Annotated in this window: 22 protein-coding genes; 8 read left to right on the forward strand and 14 right to left on the reverse strand. The window is 72.1% G+C overall.

Annotated elements, in window-relative coordinates; genetic code table 11:
* Nucleotides 1–509, forward strand: a 509-nt coding sequence (locus GUY59_RS37775; RefSeq protein WP_201761814.1) for a class F sortase, incomplete at its 5' end; no start/stop codon positions are given.
* Nucleotides 510–700: 191 nt separating this feature from the next.
* Nucleotides 701–1,807: a sialidase family protein gene (locus GUY59_RS37780; RefSeq protein ID WP_161714899.1), complete on the forward strand. Its 1,107-nt coding sequence runs from the start codon at nt 701–703 to the stop codon at nt 1,805–1,807.
* A 63-nt stretch (nt 1,808–1,870) separates the two neighbouring features.
* Here GUY59_RS37780 and GUY59_RS37785 read toward each other — a convergent pair whose 3' ends face one another.
* From GUY59_RS37785 to GUY59_RS37795, 3 genes are read right to left on the reverse strand one after another with little or no spacing between them, the layout of a single operon-like run.
* Nucleotides 1,871–3,463, reverse strand: a complete 1,593-nt coding sequence (locus tag GUY59_RS37785; protein WP_236667882.1) for an IucA/IucC family siderophore biosynthesis protein — start codon at nt 3,461–3,463, stop codon at nt 1,871–1,873.
* Nucleotides 3,464–3,501: 38 nt separating this feature from the next.
* Nucleotides 3,502–3,783 (reverse strand): hypothetical protein, encoded by a 282-nt coding sequence (locus GUY59_RS37790; protein WP_138206094.1) that lies wholly within the window; start codon nt 3,781–3,783, stop codon nt 3,502–3,504.
* The gene (locus GUY59_RS37795; protein WP_138206092.1) at nt 3,776–4,846 is read right to left on the reverse strand and encodes a glycosyltransferase family 9 protein; all 1,071 of its coding nucleotides are present in this window, start codon (nt 4,844–4,846) and stop codon (nt 3,776–3,778) included. The genes GUY59_RS37790 and GUY59_RS37795 overlap by 8 nt, the downstream gene beginning before the upstream one ends.
* A gap of 147 nt (nt 4,847–4,993) precedes the next feature.
* Here GUY59_RS37795 and rfaE2 point away from each other — a divergent pair, with 147 nt between their 5' ends.
* Nucleotides 4,994–6,409, forward strand: a complete 1,416-nt coding sequence (gene rfaE2, locus GUY59_RS37800; RefSeq protein ID WP_138206090.1) for a D-glycero-beta-D-manno-heptose 1-phosphate adenylyltransferase — start codon at nt 4,994–4,996, stop codon at nt 6,407–6,409.
* A gap of 19 nt (nt 6,410–6,428) precedes the next feature.
* On the opposite strand, the gene GUY59_RS37805 is transcribed toward rfaE2, so the two are convergent.
* Nucleotides 6,429–7,280: an alpha/beta fold hydrolase gene (locus GUY59_RS37805; RefSeq protein WP_138206088.1), complete on the reverse strand. Its 852-nt coding sequence runs from the start codon at nt 7,278–7,280 to the stop codon at nt 6,429–6,431.
* A gap of 46 nt (nt 7,281–7,326) precedes the next feature.
* On the reverse strand, nt 7,327–8,886 hold the full coding sequence (locus GUY59_RS37810; RefSeq protein ID WP_171055552.1) for an IucA/IucC family protein: 1,560 nt from the start codon (nt 8,884–8,886) through the stop codon (nt 7,327–7,329).
* Between the two features lie 143 nt (nt 8,887–9,029).
* Between GUY59_RS37810 and GUY59_RS37815 the strand changes: the two genes are divergently transcribed.
* Entirely contained in the window at nt 9,030–9,611 is a 582-nt protein-coding gene (locus tag GUY59_RS37815) for a TetR/AcrR family transcriptional regulator (protein ID WP_138206086.1), read from the forward strand.
* Nucleotides 9,612–9,630: 19 nt separating this feature from the next.
* On the forward strand, nt 9,631–10,392 hold the full coding sequence (locus GUY59_RS37820; protein ID WP_138206084.1) for an SDR family NAD(P)-dependent oxidoreductase: 762 nt from the start codon (nt 9,631–9,633) through the stop codon (nt 10,390–10,392).
* Nucleotides 10,393–10,397: 5 nt separating this feature from the next.
* On the opposite strand, the gene GUY59_RS37825 is transcribed toward GUY59_RS37820, so the two are convergent.
* From GUY59_RS37825 to GUY59_RS37850, 6 genes are all read right to left on the reverse strand, one after another.
* On the reverse strand, nt 10,398–11,339 hold the full coding sequence (locus GUY59_RS37825; protein ID WP_138206082.1) for a D-ribose ABC transporter substrate-binding protein: 942 nt from the start codon (nt 11,337–11,339) through the stop codon (nt 10,398–10,400).
* Nucleotides 11,340–11,352: 13 nt separating this feature from the next.
* The gene (locus tag GUY59_RS37830) at nt 11,353–12,315 is read right to left on the reverse strand and encodes an ABC transporter permease (RefSeq protein WP_132338421.1); all 963 of its coding nucleotides are present in this window, start codon (nt 12,313–12,315) and stop codon (nt 11,353–11,355) included.
* Nucleotides 12,305–13,801 carry a sugar ABC transporter ATP-binding protein gene (locus GUY59_RS37835; RefSeq protein WP_252375153.1) on the reverse strand — a complete coding sequence of 499 codons (1,497 nt, stop codon included), beginning with the start codon at nt 13,799–13,801 and terminating at the stop codon, nt 12,305–12,307. Before GUY59_RS37835 ends, GUY59_RS37830 begins: the two co-directional genes overlap by 11 nt.
* An 82-nt stretch (nt 13,802–13,883) precedes the next feature.
* Nucleotides 13,884–14,555 (reverse strand): hypothetical protein, encoded by a 672-nt coding sequence (locus tag GUY59_RS37840; protein ID WP_138206077.1) that lies wholly within the window; start codon nt 14,553–14,555, stop codon nt 13,884–13,886.
* Nucleotides 14,552–15,487: a hypothetical protein gene (locus GUY59_RS37845; RefSeq protein WP_138206075.1), complete on the reverse strand. Its 936-nt coding sequence runs from the start codon at nt 15,485–15,487 to the stop codon at nt 14,552–14,554. Before GUY59_RS37845 ends, GUY59_RS37840 begins: the two co-directional genes overlap by 4 nt.
* Entirely contained in the window at nt 15,484–15,795 is a 312-nt protein-coding gene (locus GUY59_RS37850; RefSeq protein ID WP_138206073.1) for a hypothetical protein, read from the reverse strand. The genes GUY59_RS37845 and GUY59_RS37850 overlap by 4 nt, the downstream gene beginning before the upstream one ends.
* Nucleotides 15,796–15,932: 137 nt before the next feature.
* On the opposite strand from GUY59_RS37850, the gene GUY59_RS37855 reads away from it, so the two are divergent.
* Nucleotides 15,933–16,325, forward strand: a complete 393-nt coding sequence (locus GUY59_RS37855) for a YbaB/EbfC family nucleoid-associated protein (protein WP_138206070.1) — start codon at nt 15,933–15,935, stop codon at nt 16,323–16,325.
* Nucleotides 16,326–16,338: 13 nt separating this feature from the next.
* Complete coding sequence (locus tag GUY59_RS37860; protein ID WP_161714900.1) at nt 16,339–16,710, forward strand: YbaB/EbfC family nucleoid-associated protein; 372 nt, start codon at nt 16,339–16,341, stop codon at nt 16,708–16,710.
* A 33-nt stretch (nt 16,711–16,743) separates the two neighbouring features.
* Here the strand turns inward: GUY59_RS37860 and GUY59_RS37865 are convergent, their stop codons facing one another.
* Genes GUY59_RS37865 through GUY59_RS37875 form a run of 3 tightly spaced genes read right to left on the reverse strand, consistent with a single transcriptional unit; the run spans nt 16,744 to nt 20,264 of the window.
* Nucleotides 16,744–17,049 carry a hypothetical protein gene (locus tag GUY59_RS37865; RefSeq protein WP_138206066.1) on the reverse strand — a complete coding sequence of 102 codons (306 nt, stop codon included), beginning with the start codon at nt 17,047–17,049 and terminating at the stop codon, nt 16,744–16,746.
* Between the two features lie 47 nt (nt 17,050–17,096).
* Complete coding sequence (locus tag GUY59_RS51005; RefSeq protein ID WP_138206064.1) at nt 17,097–18,185, reverse strand: sensor histidine kinase; 1,089 nt, start codon at nt 18,183–18,185, stop codon at nt 17,097–17,099.
* 57 nt (nt 18,186–18,242) lie between these two features.
* Nucleotides 18,243–20,264: a family 10 glycosylhydrolase gene (locus tag GUY59_RS37875; protein WP_138206062.1), complete on the reverse strand. Its 2,022-nt coding sequence runs from the start codon at nt 20,262–20,264 to the stop codon at nt 18,243–18,245.
* Nucleotides 20,265–20,448: 184 nt separating this feature from the next.
* On the opposite strand from GUY59_RS37875, the gene GUY59_RS37880 reads away from it, so the two are divergent.
* Nucleotides 20,449–21,960 (forward strand): golvesin C-terminal-like domain-containing protein, encoded by a 1,512-nt coding sequence (locus tag GUY59_RS37880; RefSeq protein WP_138206060.1) that lies wholly within the window; start codon nt 20,449–20,451, stop codon nt 21,958–21,960.
* Nucleotides 21,961–22,005 lie beyond the last annotated feature (45 nt).

Below are 22,005 nucleotides of genomic sequence, written 5' to 3' on the forward strand. Positions count from 1 at the left end.
CCGCTGCCACGACCCTCGCCGCCGGGGCGCGGGTCGGGACAGCGGTCGCCGTCTCGGCCGCAGAGGCGGCCGTCCCCGTACGGTTGCGCATCCCCGCCATCAAGCTGTCCACCCGGGTAGGCCCGCTACGGCTCGACGCCAGCGGCCGCCTGGTCGCTCCCGAACGCTTCGACGAAGTGGGCTGGAACAAGGCCGGGCCGGAGCCGGGCGAGCGGGGTGTGGCCGTGATCGCCGGTCACGTGGACTCCACCACCGGGCCCGCCGTGTTCTATCGCCTGCGCCGGCTGAGCGACGGTGACCGGGTGCACGTGGACCGGGCCGACGGCAGCACGGTCACGTTCGTGGTCGGCCGTGTGACCCGGTACCCCAAGAGCCGCGTACCCGACAAGGAGGTCTATCACGGCGGCCGGGGCGCCGAGCTCCGCCTGATCACGTGCGGCGGTACCTTCGACCGCGCCCGCCGCAGCTACCGCGACAACGTGGTCGTGTTCGCGCGCCGGTCAGCGTGACGCCGTGACGGTGTGCGCCCGCTGACGTCGTGGCGGCCGGTGTGCCGCCGGGAACGGCTTCCCGGCGGCACACCGGTGCGTGGCCCGGCCGGGGCTACGGGCCGGTTGCCCCGGACTGTGGGGCCCGGCATTCGCCTTCGTGTACGGCTGAGGTCGGAACCCGTTAACCCGCGGGCCGTAGCGTGCCGCGCATGGCGGAGCGTTATCCCACGTCGGTGCCGTACCGGCAGGCGAGCGGCGGCTACCACACGTTCAGGATCCCGGCGGTCGTGGTGACCGGGGCGGGCACGGTCCTGGCGTTCGCGGAGGGGCGGCGGGGCTCGGCCGGCGACTCGGGCCACATCGACCTGGTGCTCAGGCGGTCCGCGGACGGCGGCAGGACGTGGGGCGAGCTGGAGGTGGTCGCCACGGAGCCGCGGCGCGGCACCGCGGGCAATCCGGCGCCGGTGGTTCTGGCCGACGGCAGGATCGTGCTGGTGTTCGTCAGGCAGGGTCCGTCGGCCACCGAGGGGCGGATCAGGCGGGGCGAGGTGGAGGCGGCTGAGGGGCGGCGGGTGTTCGTCCAGGAGAGCGATGACGACGGCGTCTCCTGGTCGCGCCCCCGCGAGATCACCGACAGCGTGAAGGACCCGGAGTGGCGCTGGTACGCGACGACCCCGGGTCACGCCGTCGAGTTGCGGCACGGCACGCACGCGGGGCGGATCGTGGTGCCCGCCAACCACTCGCTGCCGCCGGAGGGCGCCGACGACGGCACCGAGGGCAAGTACGACGGCGGCCACTGCCTGCTGAGCGACGACGGCGGCCGGACGTGGCGCATCGGCTACGTCGACGACGACCCCGACGGCTACGTCAACGTCAACGAGACCACCGCGGCCGAGCTGCCCGGCGGACGCGTCTACCTCAACACCCGCACCGACTCCGCCGCCCCGGGCACCAGGGCCGACGCCTACTCCTCCGACGGCGGGCAGACGCTGGAGCAGCCGTTCAAGCCGCAGCCCGCTCTGGTGGGGCCGGTGGTGGAGGGCAGCGTGCTCTGGTGCGGGCCGCCGGACGTGCTGCTGTTCTCGGGTCCGGCCGCGCCGGACGCGCGGGCGTCGATGACGGTACGCGCCAGCGACGACCACGGCGTCACCTGGCGGGTCGCACACACGGTGTCCGGCTCGCCCGCGGCCTACTCGGACCTGGTCAGGCTGGACGCGGAGACGGTGGGGTTGCTGTTCGAGACCGGCGGCTCGGGACCGTACGAGAGCATCGCCTTCCGCCGGATCCCGATCGGTGAACTGGTGCGTCCGCGATGAGTTCCGGCGGTGGATCGGGTCTTACCGGCATGCCCCGGATCATGGGCGGCGGACGCACCTGACCTACGACGTCCTCTGAACGAGCGGGTTGGGCAGCCGGGTCCAGCGGTCGCCGGGCGGCGCGTCGTCGAGCTGCGCGAGCAGGTGGGCCTTGGCCGCGAGGTGCGTACCGAACATGGCGTCGCGGTCGGCGTCCGCGTCCGGTGTGCGGGGGAGCTCGTCGAGCACCTTGTGCGCGGCGGCGGCCACGACGTCCCACAACCGCGACTCGGCGGCGCGGTCGCGCCGTCCGAGCAGCGCGACCAGGCTGCCGAACGTGGTGCCGACGAGCGATCCGAGGAGCTTGCCGTGCAGCACGTCCGGGTCGTCGGTGAGCAGCCTGGGGCTGACCTGGGGGGTGTCGGTCCCGTTGCGGGCGAGCCGGGCGGGGCTGATCCTGACGTCGGCCAGGTCCCGGTAGATCAGCCGGTACGGCAGGCCGTCACGGCCGAGCGCGACCAGCAGGTTCTGCCCATGGGCCTCCAGCGCCACGCCCAGGGAGAGCAGCCCGAGCGCGTCCTCCAGAGCCGCCCTGGCGAACGCCGCCAGCCACGCGACCGGGTCGCGGGCCATCTCGCGGGTGATCGCCGCCACGGGCAGCACGGTCTCCGCGCCGGTGCGCGGGGTGGGCTCGCGCAGCATGGCGGACAGGTCCGCGCTGTGCTCGCCGTCGATCCGCGCGGCGGCCCCCGCCAGGTAGCCGGCGACGGCGGGACGGCCACCCCGCCGCCCTGACAACGTGGCGAGCAGGCGTGACAGGGGGACGCAGTCGCGTACGGAGCCGGGGGAGATGTCCCTGACGCTTGAGGTCATCCGGGTGCTGAACGCCGTCTTCACGTGCGGGCCGCCGTCCACGGGGGCGAGCGTCCGTACGGACGTCAGCGGCCGGGCCGGGATCGCCCCCGTCGCGTACGGGCGCAGACCCAGGCCGGGCAGGACATGGCGGGTCTGCCAGGGGTGCAGGGGGAGCAGGAGCCGGTCGCCGTCCATGAGCGCGCCCGGCCACGCCCCCGTGACCAGGCATTCGGCGGCGGGCAGCGCGACCAGGTCGAGGGCGACGGTGGTGCGGTGCTCCGGCATGTACGCGAGCTGCTCGGCCACGGAGACGCCGGGACGGTTGCGGCAACCCGGATGGTACGGGTGCCCGTCGACCACGCTCTGCTCGTAGTCCTCCGGCGTGTTTAGGGGGCGGGGTCCGGCCCTGGCGGCGGCGCGCGACAGGGCCAGCGAGGCGACGCTGTTGTCCAGGTCCTCGACCAGCCGGGTGGTGCCGGGCAGGGCGAGGGCGGCCAGCAGTTCGGCCGGGTGCGTGTACGGCCTGCCGTCGAGCCATAGTGCGGCCTCGCCTTCGAGGTCGTACGGCTGCCGCGCCCGCCCTCGCAACCGCCGCCCGTCCGCCAGCGGCACGCACGCCTGCCCGCCCGCGTTCGTAGCCACGTCCGTAGCCGGTGCCGCGAGGCCGGGCAGCGGTTCGTACAGCAGGCTGCGCCACAGGCGTCCGAGCACGGCGGCCCTGGCGCCTGGCAGAGCGGCGGCATAGGGCGCGGAGAGCTCCGGCCGTACGGCGGCCAGCTCGGCCTCGAACGCGGCCTCCGCTTTCCGTACATGTCGCATCATGTCCCGTAGCTACCCGGCGATCGCCGGTCAGGGACCCGTCACGCGCCCGGTTCGCGAGATTCCGAGCCGGCGGGCACGTCCAGGAGCCCGAGGCTGTCCTGCTCGCCCCTGCGCGTGATGACCTCGTTGATCGCGCGGGCGAGGTCCTGCCTGCTGTAGTCGCCCTCGGGGAGCTCGTTGAGGTGGGTGAGCACGTCGGCGGGCAGGTTCACGTGTTGCGACACCGCCGAGTACACCTCCCGCATCGCCACCCGGTCACGGCCGCGGAACGCCTCGTCGATGGCCTGCTGCAGTTCGTCGCGTACGGCGTGGTCAGTCATCGGCCTCATCCCCCGTAGGTCCGGCGAGCAGATCCTCCGCCTGCTCCATCACCATCTCGACCGAGACGTCGCACACCCACGACCGGTCGTGCGGGCAGCGCTGCGCGGCCGGGTCGACGCCGCTCGCGCCGCATCGCGGGCAGGCCGTGGTCCAGGAGATCAACGGGCGGTGGCGGGTCCTGGTGAGCGGCCCGGCGTTGATCAGGTTGCCGCACCAGTAGATGCCGACGGTGGGCGTGCCGACGGCGGCGGCCAGGTGGCGGGGGCCCGTGTCGTTGGCCACCAGCAGGTCGCAGTGCTCGTACAGCGCGGCCAGCCCGCCGATGCCGAGTGCGCCGACGACGGCGACGGCGGGCCGCCGCATGGCCTCGACCACGCCCAGGACCAGGTCCTCCTCCTCGCGGGTGCCCGTCACCACGACCGGCCTGCCCAGCCGGTCGGCGACCGCGGCGAACCGCTCAACGGGCCAGCGCCGCCTCGGGTCGCGCGCTCCGGGGTGCACGGCCACCAGCCCCGGCGGCGGCTCGCCCAGCACGTCCGCCGCTTCCGCGCGGTCGGCCGCGGTGAGCGTCACCCGAGGCTCCAGCCCGCCCGCGACCCCGCCGACCAGCGCGGCGACCTGCAGAAAACGCAGCGTCTCGTGGTGATAGTCCGTGTACGGCACCCAGCGGTCCAGCCGTTCGGCCCCGGGTGCACGCATCCCCGCGGTCACCCTGGCGCCCAGCAGGCGTACGAACGGGTTGGAGAACCGGCCGCCGCCGTGGATCTGCACCGCCAGGTCGAACCGGCGTCTGCGCAGCCGTTCGCGCAGCCGGTCGGGCGTGGCGTGCCCCGGTTCGGCCGTGGACACGCCCGAGATCGGTGGCAGGGCCACCACGTCGTCCACGGGCCCCGGCCGGCCGGCCAGGAACTCTGAGTGCCACGAGGTGCCCAGCAGCGTCAGGTGCGCGCCGGGGTAGGCCCGTTTGAGCGCATCGAGCGCCGGCACGGCCAGCAGGAAGTCGCCGAGGGCGTTGGCCCGCAGCACCGCGATCCGCTCCACCCCGCCGACGATCGCCGTCATCGTGCCTCCCGTACGGGAAGGCCGGGCGCGTGGTGTGCGGAAGGGCGCTGCATAGCCGCCTGGCTACCCCGGGACGCCATGCCCGTAACACCCGGGCGAATACTCCATCGCTGGTTTGACCTGGCCTTTTGCTGGTAAGCGCTACTCATGGGCACAGAGCGGGTCATCAGCGCCGCGGTCGTCGGCGACGTCATGCTCGACTCGTGGCTGCACGGCTCGGCCAAGCGCCTGGCGCAGGAGGCTCCGGTGCCCGTGATGAGCCTGGAAAGCACCGTGGACGCTCCTGGCGGCGCCGCCAACACCGCCGCCAACCTGGCGGCGCTGGGGGCCCGCGTCCGGCTTGTCGGCGTCGTGGGCGACGACGAATGCGGCGGGACGCTGGTGCGCTCGCTGCACCTGCGCGGCGTCGAGACGGACCTGGTGACCGTGCCCGGACGGCGTACCGCGCACAAGCGGCGGCTGGTCACCAGCGGCCAGCTGACCGCGCGCTACGACGAGGAGGACCTCGACGGCATCCCCGGCCACGCGGAGCGCGCGCTGCTCGGGCGGCTGGCCGGCGCCGCCGCGCAGGCCGACGTGGTGGTCGCGTGCGACTACGGGGGCGGCGTGTTCACCCCGGACGTGCGCCGGTCCCTCGCCGGGGTGCCCCTGCTGGTGGTGGACGCGCACGCGGTGGCCGCGTGGCGGGAGTGCGGGCCGGCCGCGGTGCTGCCGAACTTCGCCGAGGTCGTACGCCTGCTCGACGACGGCGTGGACCCGCCCGACCGGCCGGCCTACCTGTCGGCCAGGTCCGGGCGGCTGCTGGAGCTGACGGGGGCCGGGATCGTGGTGACCACGCTCGACGGTGAGGGGACGCTGCTGCACAGGCGCGGCCGGCCGCCGTACCGGACGTACGCCAGGCCCGCGCCGCAGCACATGGCGACGGGCGCGGGCGACACCTTCACCGCCGCGTTCGCGCTCTGGCTGGCGGGCGGAGCCTCGCCCGAGGAGGCCGCGGAGGCGGGCCAGGCGGCGGCCGGCGTCGTCGTACGGCGTCAGGGGACGGCCGTCTGCACCCGGCACGAGCTGATGCGCGCGCTGCGCCGCCACGAGGGGACGGTGCAGTCGGCGGAGAGCCTCGCCCAGCTGCTGGACGAGCACCGGCGCAGGGGCGAGCGGGTGGTGTTCACCAACGGCTGCTTCGACGTGCTGCACCGGGGGCACGTGGCCTACCTGGAGGAGGCGGGGCGGCTCGGCGACGTGCTGGTGGTGGCGGTCAACAGCGACGCGGGCGTGGCCCGGCTGAAGGGCCCTGGACGCCCGGTCAACCCGTGCGAGGACCGCATGTCGGTGCTGGCGGCGCTCAACGACGTCGACTACGTGACCGAGTTCGACGAGGACACGCCCGAGCGGCTGCTCAAAATGGTCCGGCCAGAGATCTACGTGAAGGGCGGCGACTACACGCCGGAGATGCTCTCCGAGGCCCCGCTGGTGCGCTCGCTGGGCGGCGAGGTGCGCGTGCTCGGCTACGTACGCGACCGGTCGTCCACCGCCATCATCGGCCGCATGCGGGCGATGCCCTGAGGGCGGCCTGCGGCACGGCTCAGAGCCGGACCGCCAGCGCCCTGGCCAGCCACGGGCGCAGGATCGGCAGCACGGTCGCCGCGTGCATGGCCGACATGTGGTCGAGCCCGTCGAGCACCTGGACGTCCCAGCCGAGGGCTTCGAGCTCGTCCTTGTGCCGGGTCAGCGTGCCGCCGATGCTGACGTGTGTGCCGCCCCACCGCTCGTCGTAGCGGATCTCGTCGGCCGAGCCGGCGAAGCAGAGCCGCGGGCAGGACAGGCGCACGGCCTTGTCGTCGAACCCCTGCAACTCCTCGTAGAGGGTGACGAACTGCCGGGTCTGCTCCTCGGTGGTGGACACCCGGGCCGACGACCAGTCGTACTCGTCGCCCGTGCCGGTCCGCTCGGGCTCTGGGGCCGGCCCCTGCCCGGTGGCCAGGTCGTACGTCGCCCGCGTCACCCGCAACATCTCGGCGTACGGCGCCCCGTACGCGGGGAAGCCGCCCATGACGAGCGCCGAGAGCCGGTCGGTCCTGATCGCCAGCTGCAACCCGTTCACCGCCAGCCACGAGTAGCCGTAATACGCGAACCGCCCGGCTCCCGCCGCGTCGGCCACGGCCAGCATGTCGGCCGTGACGGCGGCGGGCGTGAGGGTGCCGGGCTTGGGCGTGGCCATGACATGCCCCTGGTAGTCGAAGACGATGACCTGGAAGGCGTCGCGGAGGCCGTCGATGAGCGAGCGCCCGAGCGCGGGGTCGGCGCCCCACTTCCGCAGCTCCTCGGCTCGGTCTCCCTCGACCGGGGCCGGGTCGGCGGGCAGCAGCAGGGCCGGGCCGGTGCCGTGCACCTCCACGTCGATGGTGCTGCCGTCGTGCAGTGTCGCCTTCACCATGGTGACTCCATTCCATACGCGTAAAGTGTTGCCCCGCGACAATAGCTTATGGCGTAAAGAGTCTCAACGGGTTGGGGACGGGCACACACCTCATGTCCCCGCCGTCGGCGCCCAGCCAGCGCAGCGTGAGATTGGCCTTGGCCGGCACGTACGGGGCCGACAACAACTCCCGCACTTCCCCGTGATCGTCGGCGGCGGCGAACACGGCCCTCGCCCGCGCCCACAACTCGGCACGCAACCGCGGATACCGGGCCGCGACGGCGCCCGCGATCTCCTGCAGATGGTTGGTCACCAGGCAGTACACCAGCCGCTCCCAGGCGTAGGAGCGCGTCACCAGCGGCGCGTCCGTGAGCGCGGCATGCCGGTCCGCGACCAGCTTGACGCCCTCGTGGTCGCGGAAGACGGCCTGCGCGGGCATGCCCTGCCCGTCCACCGCGACCAGCACGTTCTGCAGGTGGCATTCGAGCACGACCCCGTGGCGCAGGTAGGCGTGCAGCAGCGGGGGCACCACGTGGTCGAGATAGCGGCACCACCACGCCAGCGCCTGCTCCTCGCCCAGCCCGTCGAGCGGGTTGCCGGGGAAACCCTCGGCGATCGCCGCCGCCAGGAGCGCCGTCAGACCGGGACGGACGTGCTCGCGCAGCCCGTCGCGGACGATCACCGCCAGCGCCTCGCCACCGTCCGAGCCCAGCCGGGCGGTGCGGTAGCCGCGGTCGCGCAGCACGGCCGGGCGCGGCAGGTGGCGGGGCAGGTCGTCGAAGGCCCGGTCGAGCGCGCCGGCCACCACGGGCAACCGGCGCAGGTCGCGCAGCCACAGCCGGCGGACGTCGTTCGTGATGCGTACGTCCAGGCTGAACTTGCAGAACAGGTCCGGCTCCGGCAGGTACACCGTGCGGATCGACGCCGTCGGCACGGCCACGGCCGTCGTGACCCCGAGGTGACGCAGCCGCCCGCCGCGCAGCCCGCCCAGCAGCTCCACCTGCCAGGGATGGGCCGGCAACGCCACCAGCCCGCCGGTCGCGGCCCCGAGGTGGTCGAGGCCGGCGGTGTCACCCTGCTCGACCAGGTCCTCGACGGGAACGCCGAGCAGGGGCAGGGCGAAGCTCGCGTGCGCCTCCGGCGAGTACCGCAACCACGCCCGAGGTCCCGACCCGCCGCGCGCCTTGGGCGCGGGATGGTAGCGGTGGCCCGCCACCAGGGCCTGCTCGGAGCGCAGGTACGGGTCCGCGGGCGGCGTGGCGGTCCGCCTGGCGGCCAGCAGCGCGGCCGTGACGTCCCGGCTGTGCAGGATCTCGGCGGGCAGCGTGTCGTTGCCGACCCCCGTGGCCGCGCCCAGCTCGGCGGAGACCAGCGTGACCAGCTCGCCCAGCGACAGCTCACGCCAGCCGCCGGGCGTGCGCAGGGCGGGAGCGCCGGGGTGGCGTTCGCCGCTGACCCGCAGCGCGCGGCCGGTCGCGGGCAGCGCGTACGTGCCCGGCTCCGGGCCCTCGGGCCTGGCCAGCTCGCGGAGCAGGCAGTTGAGCAGCGCCGTCACCGCGAGGTCGTCGGCGTCCGCGTCCTCCTCGCCCCGGCCGGCCGGGGGGAGGAGGCCGTCAGTGGTTGCCATGGCGAGCTTCTCCTACCGTCCGTCCAGCATGTCCCGGACCCTGGCACCTGCCCCGGCGGCGGGGCCTCACGACCGGTTTCCTGCCCGTTCTGCGCGCAGCTCAATTTGAACCGCTCGTTCTCGAATGTGGTAGCGTCACGGGCATGGCGAGGAGCAAGGAGTTCGATCCCGACGTCGCGTTGCAGAGAGCGCTGGAGCTCTTCTGGGAGCGCGGCTACGAGGCGACGTCGATGGCCGACCTCGTCGAGCGCCTGGGCGTCGCGCGGGCGAGCATCTATGCCACGTTCGGCGGCAAGCGGGAGCTCTACCTGCGGGCGCTGGAGCGTTACCTGGCGCAGCGCGACATCGTCGGACCGCTGGCCCAGCCGGGGCCCGCGCTGCCGGCGATCCGGGCCTTCCTCGACGCCTACGTCGCCGAATGCCTGGCCGACGAGCTGCGAAAAGGCTGCATGGTGGTCAACACGGCCGTGGAGTTCGCCGCGCGCGACACGGACGTGTCGGCGAAGGTGGCGGCGAGTTGGACGGAGCTGGAGACAGCCTTCGCCACCGCCCTCGTCAGGGCGCGGGCCCAGGGCGAGATCCCCGAGAAGAAGGACCCGCACGCGCTGGCCAGGTTCCTGCTCGTGCTGCTGCAGGGCGTCAGGGTGCTCGGCAGGGGCGACCCCGATCCACGCCGGCGGCTGCGTGACGCGGTCGACCAGGCGATGAACACCATCCAGATTTGAGAACGATTGGTATGAAATAATGGCAGGACGTTTCGCAGGTAAGGTCGCGCTCGTCACGGGTGCGAGCGGGGTCGTCGGCCGTGCGGCCGCGCTGGCTTACGCGAGGGAGGGTGCGGCGGTGCTGGCCGCGGGCCGCGACCCCGGGCGGCTGGCCGAGGTCGTGCGGCGGATCGAGGCGGATGGGGGGCGGGCCCAGCCGTTCACCGTGGACGTCACCAGGTCCGCCGAGGTCGCCGCCATGGTGGCCGCGGCCGTCACCCGGTGGGGGCGGCTCGACGTGGCGTTCAACGCGGCCGGGATCTTCGGCACGCTCGCGCCGGTGACAGGCTATGACGAGGACGTCTGGGACGACGTGCTGGCGGTCAACCTCAAGGGCGTGTTCCTTTCGATGAAACACGAGATCGCCCACATGCGCGCGCACGGCGGCGGCGCCATCGTCAACGTCGCGTCCAACCTCGGCGCCCACTGGCGGCTGCCCGGGGCCGGCGCCTACGTCGCGTCGAAGGCGGCCGTGAGCCACCTGACACGCACGGCGGCCCGCGAGCACATCGCGGAGGGCGTACGCATCAACGCCCTCAGCCCCGGCCCGATCGACTCGCCCATGTCGAAGCAGCCCGGCGAGACCTCGGAGGAGCGCGACGCCCGCATGAAGGACGCGCTGCCGATCGGCCGGGTCGCGGCCCCCGCGGAGATCGCCGCCGCGGCGCTGTGGTTGTCGTCGCCCGAGTCGTCGTTCGTCGTCGGCCACGACCACGTGATCGACGGCGGCGCCACCGCCTGACCTCCTCAGGAGGTCTCGAAGCCCGCCACGTTCTCCTTCGTCACCACCTTCACCGGCACCGCGACCGACTTCTGCACCGTCTCGCCCTTGGCGACCCGCACGGCCGCCTCCACCGCCTGCTTGCCGAGCAACTTCGGCTGCTGCGCCACGGTGGCGGCCATGGTGCCGGACCGCACCGCCTTCAGCGCGTCGGGCGTGCCGTCGAAGCCGACCACCTTGACCTGCCGACCGGCCCTGGCCCCCAGCGCCTTGATCGCGCCCAGCGCCATCTCGTCGTTCTCCGCGAACACGCCGGTGACGCCGGGATGCGACTGGATCAGGTTCGTCATGACGTCCAGGCCCTTGGTCCTGTCGAAGTCGGCCGGCTGTTTGGCGGCGACCTTGATGTTCGGGTACGCGGCGATGCCCTGGGCGAACCCCTGCCCGCGGTCGCGCGAGGCGGACGTGCCGGGCGTGCCCTGCAACACGGCCACCTGGCCCTTCTCTCCGAGCTGCTCGGCCAGCGCCTGCGCGGCCATCTTGCCGCCCGCCACGTTGTCGGAGGCCACCGTCTGCGCCACCTCCGCTCCGGTGACGCCGCGGTCGGCCGCGACGACCGGGATGTTCACCCGCTCGGCCGCCTTGACCGCCGGCGCGGCCGCGTCGGAGTCGACCGGGTTGATGATGATCGCCTTCATGTTCTGGCTGGTGAAGTTCTGGACCTGGTTGACCTGCTGCGAGGCGTCGTTCTGGGCGTCGGTGACGGTGAGCGTGGCCCCGAGGTTCTTCGCCTCGGCCTGCGCGCCGTCGCGCAACTGGACGAAGTACGGGTTGTTCAGCGTCGACACCGACATGCCGAGCTCCAGCTCACCACCTCCCGCGCCGCCGCCCTCGCCGCCGCCACCGGCCGAGCCGCACGCGGCCAGCCCGAGCACGGCCGCGGCCATGATGATCGCGGGACTGCGCATGATCTATCCCCTCCTAGTTGGTACCTCTGCGCCGCAGGGTGTCGACCAGGACCGCGAGCGCGATCACCACGCCGATCACGACCTGCTGCCAGAACGCCGACACCGACAGCAGGTTCAGCCCGTTGCGCAGCACGGCCAGGATGAGCGCGCCGACCAGCGTGCCGAGCGCCCGGCCCTTACCGCCGGACAGGCTCGCGCCGCCGATCACCACGGCCGCGATCGCGTCCAGCTCGTAGCCCGCCGCCGCCTGCGGCTGCGCCGACGCCAGGCGGCTGGCCAGCACGATCCCGGCCACCGCGGCGAACCCCCCGGACAGCGCGTACGTGATGAGCAACTGCCGGTCCACCTTGATGCCCGACAACCGCGCGGCCTCCTGGTTGCCGCCGATCGCGTACATGGCGCGGCCCGGATAGGTCCTGTTGAGGATCACGGCCGCGATCACGCCCATGACGACCATCACGATCAGCGGGATCGGCAGGTACGCGCCGATCGTGCCGCCGAGCTCCGACACGGCGTCGGGCATCGCGATCGGGCTGCCCTCCGAGACGACCAGGGCCAGGCCACGGGCGATGCCGAGCATGGCCAGCGTGGCGATGAACGGCGGCAGCTTGCCGTACGCGATGAGTGCCGCGCTGACCAGCCCGCACGCGATGCCCACAGCGAGCGACACCAGCGTGGCCAGCGGCCACGGCAGCCCGGCGGAGGTGGCGGTCCAGGCGAGCGAGATCGCCGACAGCGCCGCGACCGACCCGACGGACAGGTCGATGCCGCCCGTCACGATCACGAACGTCGACCCGAACGCCAGGATCGCGGTGACGGCGGCCTGGACGCCGACGTTGAGCAGGTTCGTCAGGCTCAGGAAGTCGCCCGACAGCAGCGACAGCGCGACGACCAGCACCACGAGCGCGACCACTGCGCCGTTCTCGGCGAGCCACGCGGCGGCCGGCGAGCGGCGCGGGAGCACGTCAGCGGACATGGGAGATCTCCGTGGTCGCCAGCGCCATCACGGCGTCCTGCGTCGCCTCGGCGGCGGGCAGTTCGCCCACGAGCCGTCCCCGCGCCATGACGAGGATCCTGTCGCTCATCCCGAGCACCTCCGGCAGGTCGCTGGAGATCATGAGCACCGCGTCACCGGCGGCGGTGAGCGCGTTGACGAGCTGGTAGATCTCGACCTTGGCCCCGACGTCCACGCCGCGCGTCGGCTCGTCCAGGATGAGCACGTTCGCGTTGGCCGCCAGCCACTTGCCGATGACCACCTTCTGCTGGTTGCCGCCGGAGAGCGTGCGCACCTCCTGGCTCAGGCCGGTCATCCGGATGCCGAGCTGCTCTGCCACCTTGGCGGCGGTCCTGCGCAGGCCCGGCCGGTCGACGAACCCGGCCCGCGTGGCGTCCCGCATGGTGACCAGCCCCAGGTTCTCGGCGACGTCCGCGCCCAGCACCAGGCCCTGGGCCTTGCGGTCCTCGGGCACCAGGCCGAGCCCCGCCTCCATGGCGGCGTGCACGTCGCCCGGGGGCAGCGGCCGGCCCCGTACGAACACCTGGCCCGCGTCATAGCGGTCGGCGCCGAACAGCGCGCGGGCGACCTCCGTGCGGCCCGCCCCCACGAGTCCGGCCATGCCGACCACCTCGCCCGCCCGCACCTCCAACGAAACGTCGTCGAACACGCCCCGCCGGGTCAGCCCGCGCACCTCCAGCAGCGGCTCCCCCCGTTCGGCCGGCCGGCGGGGGTACTGCTGGTCGATGGGCCGCCCGACCATGAGGCCGACCAGCTCGTCCCGCCGGGTGTTCGCCGGCACCTCGGCCACGGACCTGCCGTCCCGCAGCACGGTCACCCGGCCGCCGATCTCGGCGATCTCCTCCAGGTGGTGGGTGATGAACACGACGGCCACGCCCTCGTCGCGAAGCTGCCTGACGATCGCGAACAGCCTGGCCACCTCGCTCGTGGTGAGCACCGCGGTCGGCTCGTCCATGATGAGCACGCGCGCGTCCAGCGCCAGCGCCTTGGCGATCTCCACCATCTGCATGCGGGCGATGCCGAGCCTGGCGGTCGGAGTGCGCGGATCCACGTCCACGCCGACCCGTTCGAGCAGCCTGCCCGCCTGCTGCTCCATACGCCTGACGTCCACGAAGCCGAACCTGCGCGGCGGCCGGCCGAGCGCCAGGTTCTCCGCCACCGTGAGCTGCGGGACGAGGTTGAACTCCTGGTAGATGGTCGCGATGCCGAGCCGCTGCGCGTCGCCCGCCGAGCGGATGTGCACCTGCCTGCCGTCCATGAGCACCCGACCGCCGTCCGGATGGTAGGCCCCGGACAGGATCTTGATCAGCGTGCTCTTGCCCGCGCCATTCTCACCCAGCAGCACGTGCACCTCACCGGTGCGCAGGCTCAGGTCGACGCCGTCGAGCGCGACCACGCCGGGGAACGTCTTCCGCAACCCTTCGGCCCTGAGAATCTCCTGGCTCACACAGGAGCCCTTTCCGCTCAGGGGGGCGACGAACCCAGGAAGGCGCAGTCGGAGCGAGCTGCCCGGCCTCAGCGTGACGCGCTCAGCCCAGCTCGCTCAGCACGAGCTCGGCGAACGAGCGGATCTCTTCGTCCTCCACGGTCGCGGCCTGCTCCAGGAGGGCGGAGTCCTCCTCGGACAGGCGAGCGGCGGCCGCCAAAGCGAACAGCCGAGATGCCGGATCGGAGCTGTGAAGCCTGGCGATGACGTCACGAGCATCCGGTTCCTCGGTCTCCTGCCGGACCAGCCACTCGGTCAGTTTCTTGACCGGACCGGCCTGCAGGCATGATTCCCCGGCCTCCAACTGGTCCGCCGTCGCGGCAGCCAGCAACTGGACGACCTTCCAGCGGATGGCTTCGTCGTAGTCGCTGATCATGTTGATGGCCTGCGCGATGACGGGCCCGTGCTCGGAGTCGCTGCTCGTGAGCACCACTTCGACTGCGAAGAAGCGCACTTCGCGGTGCGGGTGGGAGAGGAGAGCGGGAACCTCGTCCATCAACGGTGTCGCGAGATCGCCCAGTTCGGACAGCAGCCAGGTGCCCGTCCGCACCGTCGCGTCGTCACCGCTGTGGAGGAGCCTGCCCAGGTTGTCGACCGGGTAGCCGGCGAACAGTTGGCTCAACAGTTCGTTCGCGGCTGGGCCCACGACGTCGTCATGGGACGAGTGTGTCAGGATGCGCCCTATCAGGTCGTCGCCTGCTTGCGTCTGCATCATAGTCCTAGGATGCGTCTAAGGAGGCTCTTCTCCGCATTGAGCCTGGTCTCGTGGCCGGAGTCGAGTATCCCGAACCGGTCCTTCTCAGCTTCACGCTTCTTGATGCTTTGCTCGAGGTCTCTTTGGAGCTGGTACTTTTCCTCCTCCGTCATGCCCTTAGTGCTTCTGGGGAGGTCGCCGTGAAGCTTGCCGGAGCCGTCCCGTCTCGCCCGTCCACCACCGCCACGGCGCCCGCCGCCGCTGCCGGCTCTGTTGTTCCTGCGGCCCATCTGGGCGATGCCGTCCCGGACGGAGCGAGGACCGGACTGCGTGCGCAGTCCTGCCGGGCGCATCGGGACGCTGCGGCCGCCCGTGCCCGCCAGGGCGGGCGTGCCGCGAGGGCCGTTGAGGCGGTGGAGATCGTCGAGGATGCGGCGGCCCGGTTCGGTGACCCGGCGGCGCAGCAGCTGGCCGAGCACGTTGCCCGTGCCCTGCACGCCCTCGTTTCTGATCTTCCGATTCGCGGCCCGTGCCATGAGGATGCGCCTGACAGCGAACGCGGTGCCGCCCGCCGCGGCGCCCAGGGCCAGCAGCCGGGCGACGTCGACCGAAGCGTGCGCCGCCTGGACGATGGTCGCGACCTTCACCCCGGACACCACGTTGGCCGCGCCTTCGAGCCCCACGGGCGCCAGCCTCGCCGCGTTGGCGGCCTGGTCCAAGTGGCCGCCGCTGAGCCCGGTCCTGTCCCAGTGGGCCTGCAGGGCGGTGCCGGACTCGCCGCCGTAGTGCTGCCCGGCGCCGCGTACCGCCGTCTCTCCTTGTGCGGCCGCGGAGGCCCCCTGCGTGGCCGTGGCGCGTGAGGCGGCGCTCTCCGTCCGCATGTCGTCCTCGTCGATGGTGAACCAGGGGCTCACCATCGGCATGAAGCCGCTGACCTCTGGGGGTACGGTCATGCCCATGCGGCACCGGGATCTCTGAAGGCTTCGGCGTTCGCGGCCTCGGCGTCGTTGGTATTCCTGACCGCGAGGTGCATGCCGGTGCCGGTGTCCTGCATCACCGTGGACAGCCCCCGGTGCACTGCCATCGACACGTCGCGGCTTTCCGCGTACGCGGCGATGAACAGGCCGAACGTGCCGTCGTCCCCGAAGGAGGAGGTGCCGTCCCCGCGTTGCGCAAGGGGGTTGAGAGCGGCGTGGTGCTCCTCCGCGTGAGTACTGACCAGGGAGGCATCTTGCCCCGTTCCTCCCCGGTCCATCTCCATTCCCGTCATTCCGTGGATACTACTGCGGCTCAATGGCAATATTTCGGCACTTATCGGAACATGAGGCACAACAGTAAGACCCGCCCCCCGGGTCGCTAGAATGGCCGATGGTTCGCTCATGACCATCGGAGTGAGACATGCGCCCACCGGCACCGGAAGACGACGCCGAGTACGTGGCCGACTACGTCCAGAAAAGCCGCGAGGTCATTCGCGGCATCAAGGACGCGCAGACCGCGATCAGGCAGGTTCGGGGCCGGGCGGTAAGCAGTGACGGGCTCATCGAGGCCGCCGCCGACGGCCACGGAAGGGTGACGCGCCTGCAGATCGACCCGCGGGCGATGCGGCAGGGCGAGCGGACGCTCGGCGGCCAGGTGACGGCGGTGCTGCGCGCCGCGCAGGAGGAGGCCGCGCGCCAGGCGCAGGAGATAGCGGACGAGGCTTCGGAACGTGCCGACACACTCCCGAAGCCGCTCGATGAGACGTTCGTCCGTGAGCGGGTCGAGCAGGCGGCCCGCGACCTTCTTTCCTGAACGGAGGCGAGACGTGTACGGCTTCGACCAGCCCCCCGGCGACGAGGAGGATGTCGACGCGCCCGCGAGGCAGGGTGATGAGCTCATGGCCCGGATGGAGGCCGCGCAGGAGGACCTCGACAAGATCGTCGGCACCGGCAAGGGACCGTCGAGACAGGTGACGGCGTCGGTCGACCAAGTGGGCCGCGTCCTCGACGTCACGTTCGACGCCCGCGCCATGCGCCTGAGCAGCAGGGACCTTGCCGACGAGGTGCTCGCGGCGATCGGCGAGGCGTGCGCCGACGCCGAGCGGCAGACCCACGAGGTGTTGCGCGACGCCATCCCCGGCTACGACCCCGTGGCCGCGCGGGCGGAGCTGGAGCAGGCGCTGGCGGGCTGGGACTAACGGATCACGCCGCGGCGGGCCAGTCGACCGCCCTCACCCGTCGATGGTGCTCGCGTCATCACTGGCCTTGTAATGGGTGGAGGCTTTCGTGAGCTTGTCCTCCTCGTCGCTGAGCGCTCCGGCCAGCAGCTTCAACGCGTTCTGGATGTTCTCCAGGCGTTCCTCGCGGCTGCGCCAGTACGCCTTGCCGTAGTCGTCGCCGCCGACAGCGGCTCTGATCGCGCCCTGGGCTTCTTCGTACCGGGACTTGACGTGCGATACGGCCGCCCCCATGTCCCCCATACCCTCGGCCAGGCCGCGCAGGCGGCTGCGGCTGAACTGCACCCCGTTGACCTCCATGACATGAAACTAGCCCTTTCGGTGCGCTGACGAATCGTCAGTACGGTTCACGGTCGCGATGTGGGGAACGACGCCTCGACGCGGAAGCCGCCGTCGGCGTCATGGCCGATCTCCATGGTGCCGCCCGCCAGCTCCACGTGCCGGCACAGGTCGAGCAGACCCATGCCCGGGTCGTTCACCGCGACCCAGGCGTCCGGCCTGCCGGGGCTGTTGCCCACGCTCAGCCGTACCGCTCCCGGCCGGTAGCTCACCTGCACCCGCGCGTCCGCGCCGGGCGCGTGCTTGCGCACGTTGGTCAGGGCCTCCTGAACCACGAGGTACGCCGCCCGCCCCACCACGCCGGGCACCGGCTCGGGCGTGCCGGTCACCGCCAGCTCGACGGGCACCCCCGCGCAGGCCGACTCGGTGATCAGCGGACGCAGGTCGGGCAGCGGCAACCCCAGGTCGAAGCCCTCGCCCGAGCCGCGCCGCAGCAGCGCCACCATGTGCCGCAACTCGTCGAGAGCCTCGCAGCCCGTCGCCCGCAACTGCTCGGCCGCCGTACGCACCCGGTCGTCGGGTGCGCTCATGGCCAGCATCCCGGCCTGCAACACCATCCGGCTCACGCGGTAGGTGACCACGTCGTGCATCTCGCCCGCCAGCCGTTCGCGCTCGACCCGTTCCGCCCGTTCCGCCAGGCCGCGCCGGAGCCGGGCCCGGACGGCGGTGTACATCCCGTACATGACCGCGAGCGCGATCACCGTCTCCGTACGCAGGACGACAGGCATCTCGTGGGGCAGCGCCAGCACCGCGAGAGCGAGGACGATCACCGGCAACCACTGCGCCGCCCCGCGGTTCCTGTCGCGGGCGAAGGCCATCGCGCCGTATGCGGCGAACGCGGCCGTGGGCGGCCAGAGCGGCGCACCCGCGGGCGGGACCACGGCGGGCCCCGCGAACACGAGCAGCACGGGCAGGGCCAGCGCCGTGGTCGCGCTGATCCACGCGACCGTGAGCGGAGCCCTGCGCATCCAGAGCACGGGCAGCGCCGACGCCATCAGGAGCGCCAGCACCGGACCCTCGTAGCCGGTCGCCGCGGTCAGGCCTGCCGCGACCATGACCGCGATCGCGTCGATCGGCCGCGGGCGGGCTCCGTCCACCGGCTCATCGTACGTTTGGGGGCCGGGCCTGCCCACCCTCCAGCGCACGCCCCGACGTCACGCCCTGGTGATGCGGACCGCGTCGGCGATCACGTAGCCGGTGGCGGAGGTCCAGCGGCTCACACCGACCACGTCGTAGGTGCCGGCCGCCAGCGTGTACGTCCCCAGCACCCGCCACTGCCCGCCGCCCGAGCGCTGGTCGACGGAGACCGTGCGGTTGCCGCCGGAGGCCGCCACGATGTGCGGGGCCGCGCTGTTGTAGCCGGGATCCGACGGATGCCACACCTCGACCCGGTAGTCGCCCGCGCTGGGGATGGCCGCACGGAACCAGGCCGGGTCGCTGGCCGCCACCGGCTCGGCGAAACGGTAGTCGGTGCCGTGCAGTTGCCCGGAGAAGGAGGAGGTGCCCCAGTTCGCGCCGGCGGTGAAGCCGGGGCCGGCGTTGTCGACGACGACGCTGAACGTGCCGCCGCCCGCCTCCACGACCCGGCCCGCGCTCGGCGTCCCCTCCTGGTGGGTGCGGTTGAGCGCGCTCACGTAGTAGGTGTAGGCCGAGCCGCCGGCGGTCGTGTCCGTGAACGTGCGCTGCCGGGTCGTCGTGACCAGGTTGCGGGCGTCGGCGAAGAAACACGGGTCGGCCGCGGACTGCGCCCCGTCCACCCGGTAGACCGCGTACGCGGTGCCCGAGCCGTTCCAGGCCAGCCGTACGCCGTCGGAGGCCCGCGTGGCCGACGTGATCGACGGCGCGCCCGGCGCGCTGCCGGAGCCGCGTCCCGGCAGGAGCGCGGGCCTGGTGTAGTGGGCGTCCACGACCCGGGTGAACGCCCCGATCCGGTCGGCCCTGACGTCCTTGGCGCTGAAGAACACGTCGCCGACCACCTCTGGATGTTTCCTGTTGTCATGCAGGTGGTCGCTCAGCTCGGCCGGGTCCTGCCAGGCGGAGTCCTCCCCGGACGCGCCCGCCCGGTAGGCGGCCTGGCCGACGACGAGTTGCACGCCGGTGTTCCGTACGACGTCCGACCACCAGGCGGTGAGCACCTCGTACGCGGCGGTGGAGAACCCGATGTGCCAGTAGATCTGCGGCGAGATGTAGTCGATCCAGCCCTGCTTGACCCATTCGCGGCTGTCGGCGTAGATCGCGTCGTACGACTGCAGTCCCGAGGTGCGCGACCCGAGCGGGTCGGTGCCGGCGTTGCGCCAGATGCCGAACGGGCTGATGCCGAACGAGACGTGCGGCTTGGCGGCGTGGACGCGCTGGTCGAGCTCGCGTACGAGGAGGTTGACGTTGTTGCGCCGCCAGTCTCCGATGGTGGCGAACCCGGCGCCGTACCTGTCGTACGTGGCGGAGTCGGGGATGGTCTGGCCGCTGACCGGATAGGGGTAGAAGTAGTCGTCGAGGTGCACGCCGTCCACGTCGTAGCGGGAGACGGCGTCCATGATCGCGTCTTCGATGAAGGCGCGGACCTCGGGGATGCCCGGGTTGTAGTAGAGCTTGCCGCCGTAGGCGAAGCGCCAGCCGGGGTTCCTGCGCGCGGGGTGCGTCGACACGAGCCGGTTCGGGTCGGCGTGGTTGGCGATCCGGTACGGGTTGAACCAGGCGTGGAATTCCAGGTTGCGGGCGTGGGCCTCGTTCACCATGAACGCCAGCGGGTCGTAGCCGGGGTCGCGGCCCTGGGTGCCGGTCAGCCATTGCGACCACGGCTCGTGGGGCGACGGCCAGAACGCGTCGGCCGTGGGCCTGATCTGCACGATCACGGCGTTCATGCGCTTGCGTACGGCCAGGTCCAGCCAGGCGCGGAACTCGGCCTGCTGCGCCGACACGCTCAGCCCGGTGCGGCTCGGCCAGTCGATGTTCGCGACCGAAGAGATCCACATGGCTCTGAGCTGGCGTTTCGGGGTCGCGGGGTCGGTCGCGCAGGTGACCGACACGGTGGCCGACACGGTGGCCGACACGGTGGCCGACACGGCGGCCGACACGGTGGCCGACGCGGTGGCGGTGGCGAGGGCGGGGGTGGGGGCCACGATGCCGAGGAGTGCGGCGGTGAGCGCCGCCAGGACGGTACGCACGAGCGCGGTCACGAAAGGAAGTTTCAGCGTCACTCGGCGAAAGCGCAACAGTTTTCAGGGGCCCAATCTCACGGGCCCCTCCTCTCCCGGCAAGGTGGGGCGAAAAGTTTCACTTAACCAGGAAGTAATGTCAATTATCGACATTAGTCAGGAAGATGTCGTACCGTGCCCCCGTTACCCCCAACGAGGAGCACCCATGACTCTCGCCCGCACGCGATTAGCCGCCCTCGCCACCTCCCTCCTCGCCGTCCTGCTCATCGTCGCAGGCCAGCCCGCCGTCGCCACGGCCGAGGAGAACCCGCTCGCCGCCGCGTTCGACCGCGCGGCCACCGAACACGACGTTCCCCGCGACCTGCTCGTCGCCCTCGCCTACGCCGAGACCCACCTCGACGGCCACGGCGGCGAGCCCAGCGCCAGCGGCGGCTACGGCGTGATGCACCTGGTCAGCAACCCCACCAACCACTCGCTCGAACAGGCCGCCGAGCTCACCAAGCTCCTGGTCGACAAGCTGCGCGCCGACGACGAGGCCAACATCCTCGGCGGCGCCGCCGTCCTGCGAGCCCACGCCGACAAACTCGGCCTCGACGAAGCGGCCAGAGCCGACACCGGCCGCTGGTACCAGGCCGTGGCCGCGTACGGCAACGCGACCTCACCCGAACTCGCCCGCCTCTACGCGGACGCCGTCTACGAAGGCCTCGGCCTCGGCATCGACATCCGCGGCGTACAGGTCAAGCCGCAGGAGGTCACCGCCGACCGCGGCGACCTGGCCAAAGCCCGCGACCTCAACGCGCGCGCCGTGGCCAGCCCCGACTACCCGCCGGCCGCCTGGGTCGCCGCTCACTCCAGCAACTACCGGGCCTCCAACCGCGAGTCCAGCTACAACATCGACCGCGTGGTCATCCACGTCACTCAGGGCTCGTACGCCGGCACCATCTCCTGGTTCCAGAACCCCAGCTCCAACGTCTCCGCCCACTACGTGGTCAAGTCGTCCAACGGCGCCATCACCCAGATGGTGCGCGACAAGGACGTCGGCTGGCACGCGGGCAACTCCTCCTACAACAACCGGTCCATCGGCATCGAACACGAAGGCTGGGTCGACGACGCCTCCTGGTTCACCGACGCCATGTACCGAGCCTCCGCCGCCCTGACGCGCCACCTCTGCGACAAGTACGGCATCCCCAAGACCCGGACCGGCATCATCGGGCACAACGAAGTGCCCGGCGCCACCCACACCGACCCGGGCAGGAACTGGAACTGGAACACGTACATGAACTACGTGACCGGTGGCGGCAACCCCCCGACGTTCACGACGACCGTCGACAACGCCACGGCCGGCCAGTTCACCGCCAGCGCCAACTGGGGCACCTCCACCTTCTCCAGCCAGCGCCACGGCGCCGACTACCGCTTCGCCGACCCGGTCTCCTCCAGCGACCCGGCCTGGTACTCCGCCACCATCCCCAGCGCGGGCACGTACCAGGTGGAGGTCTGGTATCCGGCCGATCCCGGGTACAACAGCTCGGCGCCGTACATCGTGGCGACATCGAGCGGCAACCAGACCGTCTACGTCGACCAGAGATCCGGCGGCGGATCCTGGCGCAGCATCGGCACCTTCTCCCTCAACGCCGGCACGTACAACGTCGTGGGCGTGAGCCGGTGGACCTCGGGCACCGGCTACGTCATCGCGGACGCGGTACGGATCAGCCGCTGAGAGCCGTGCGGTTCGTGCCCACTCTGGCGGGGGCACGAGCCGCAC

This window comes from Nonomuraea sp. K271, assembly GCF_009908215.1.
Lineage (GTDB): Bacteria > Actinomycetota > Actinomycetes > Streptosporangiales > Streptosporangiaceae > Nonomuraea > Nonomuraea longispora.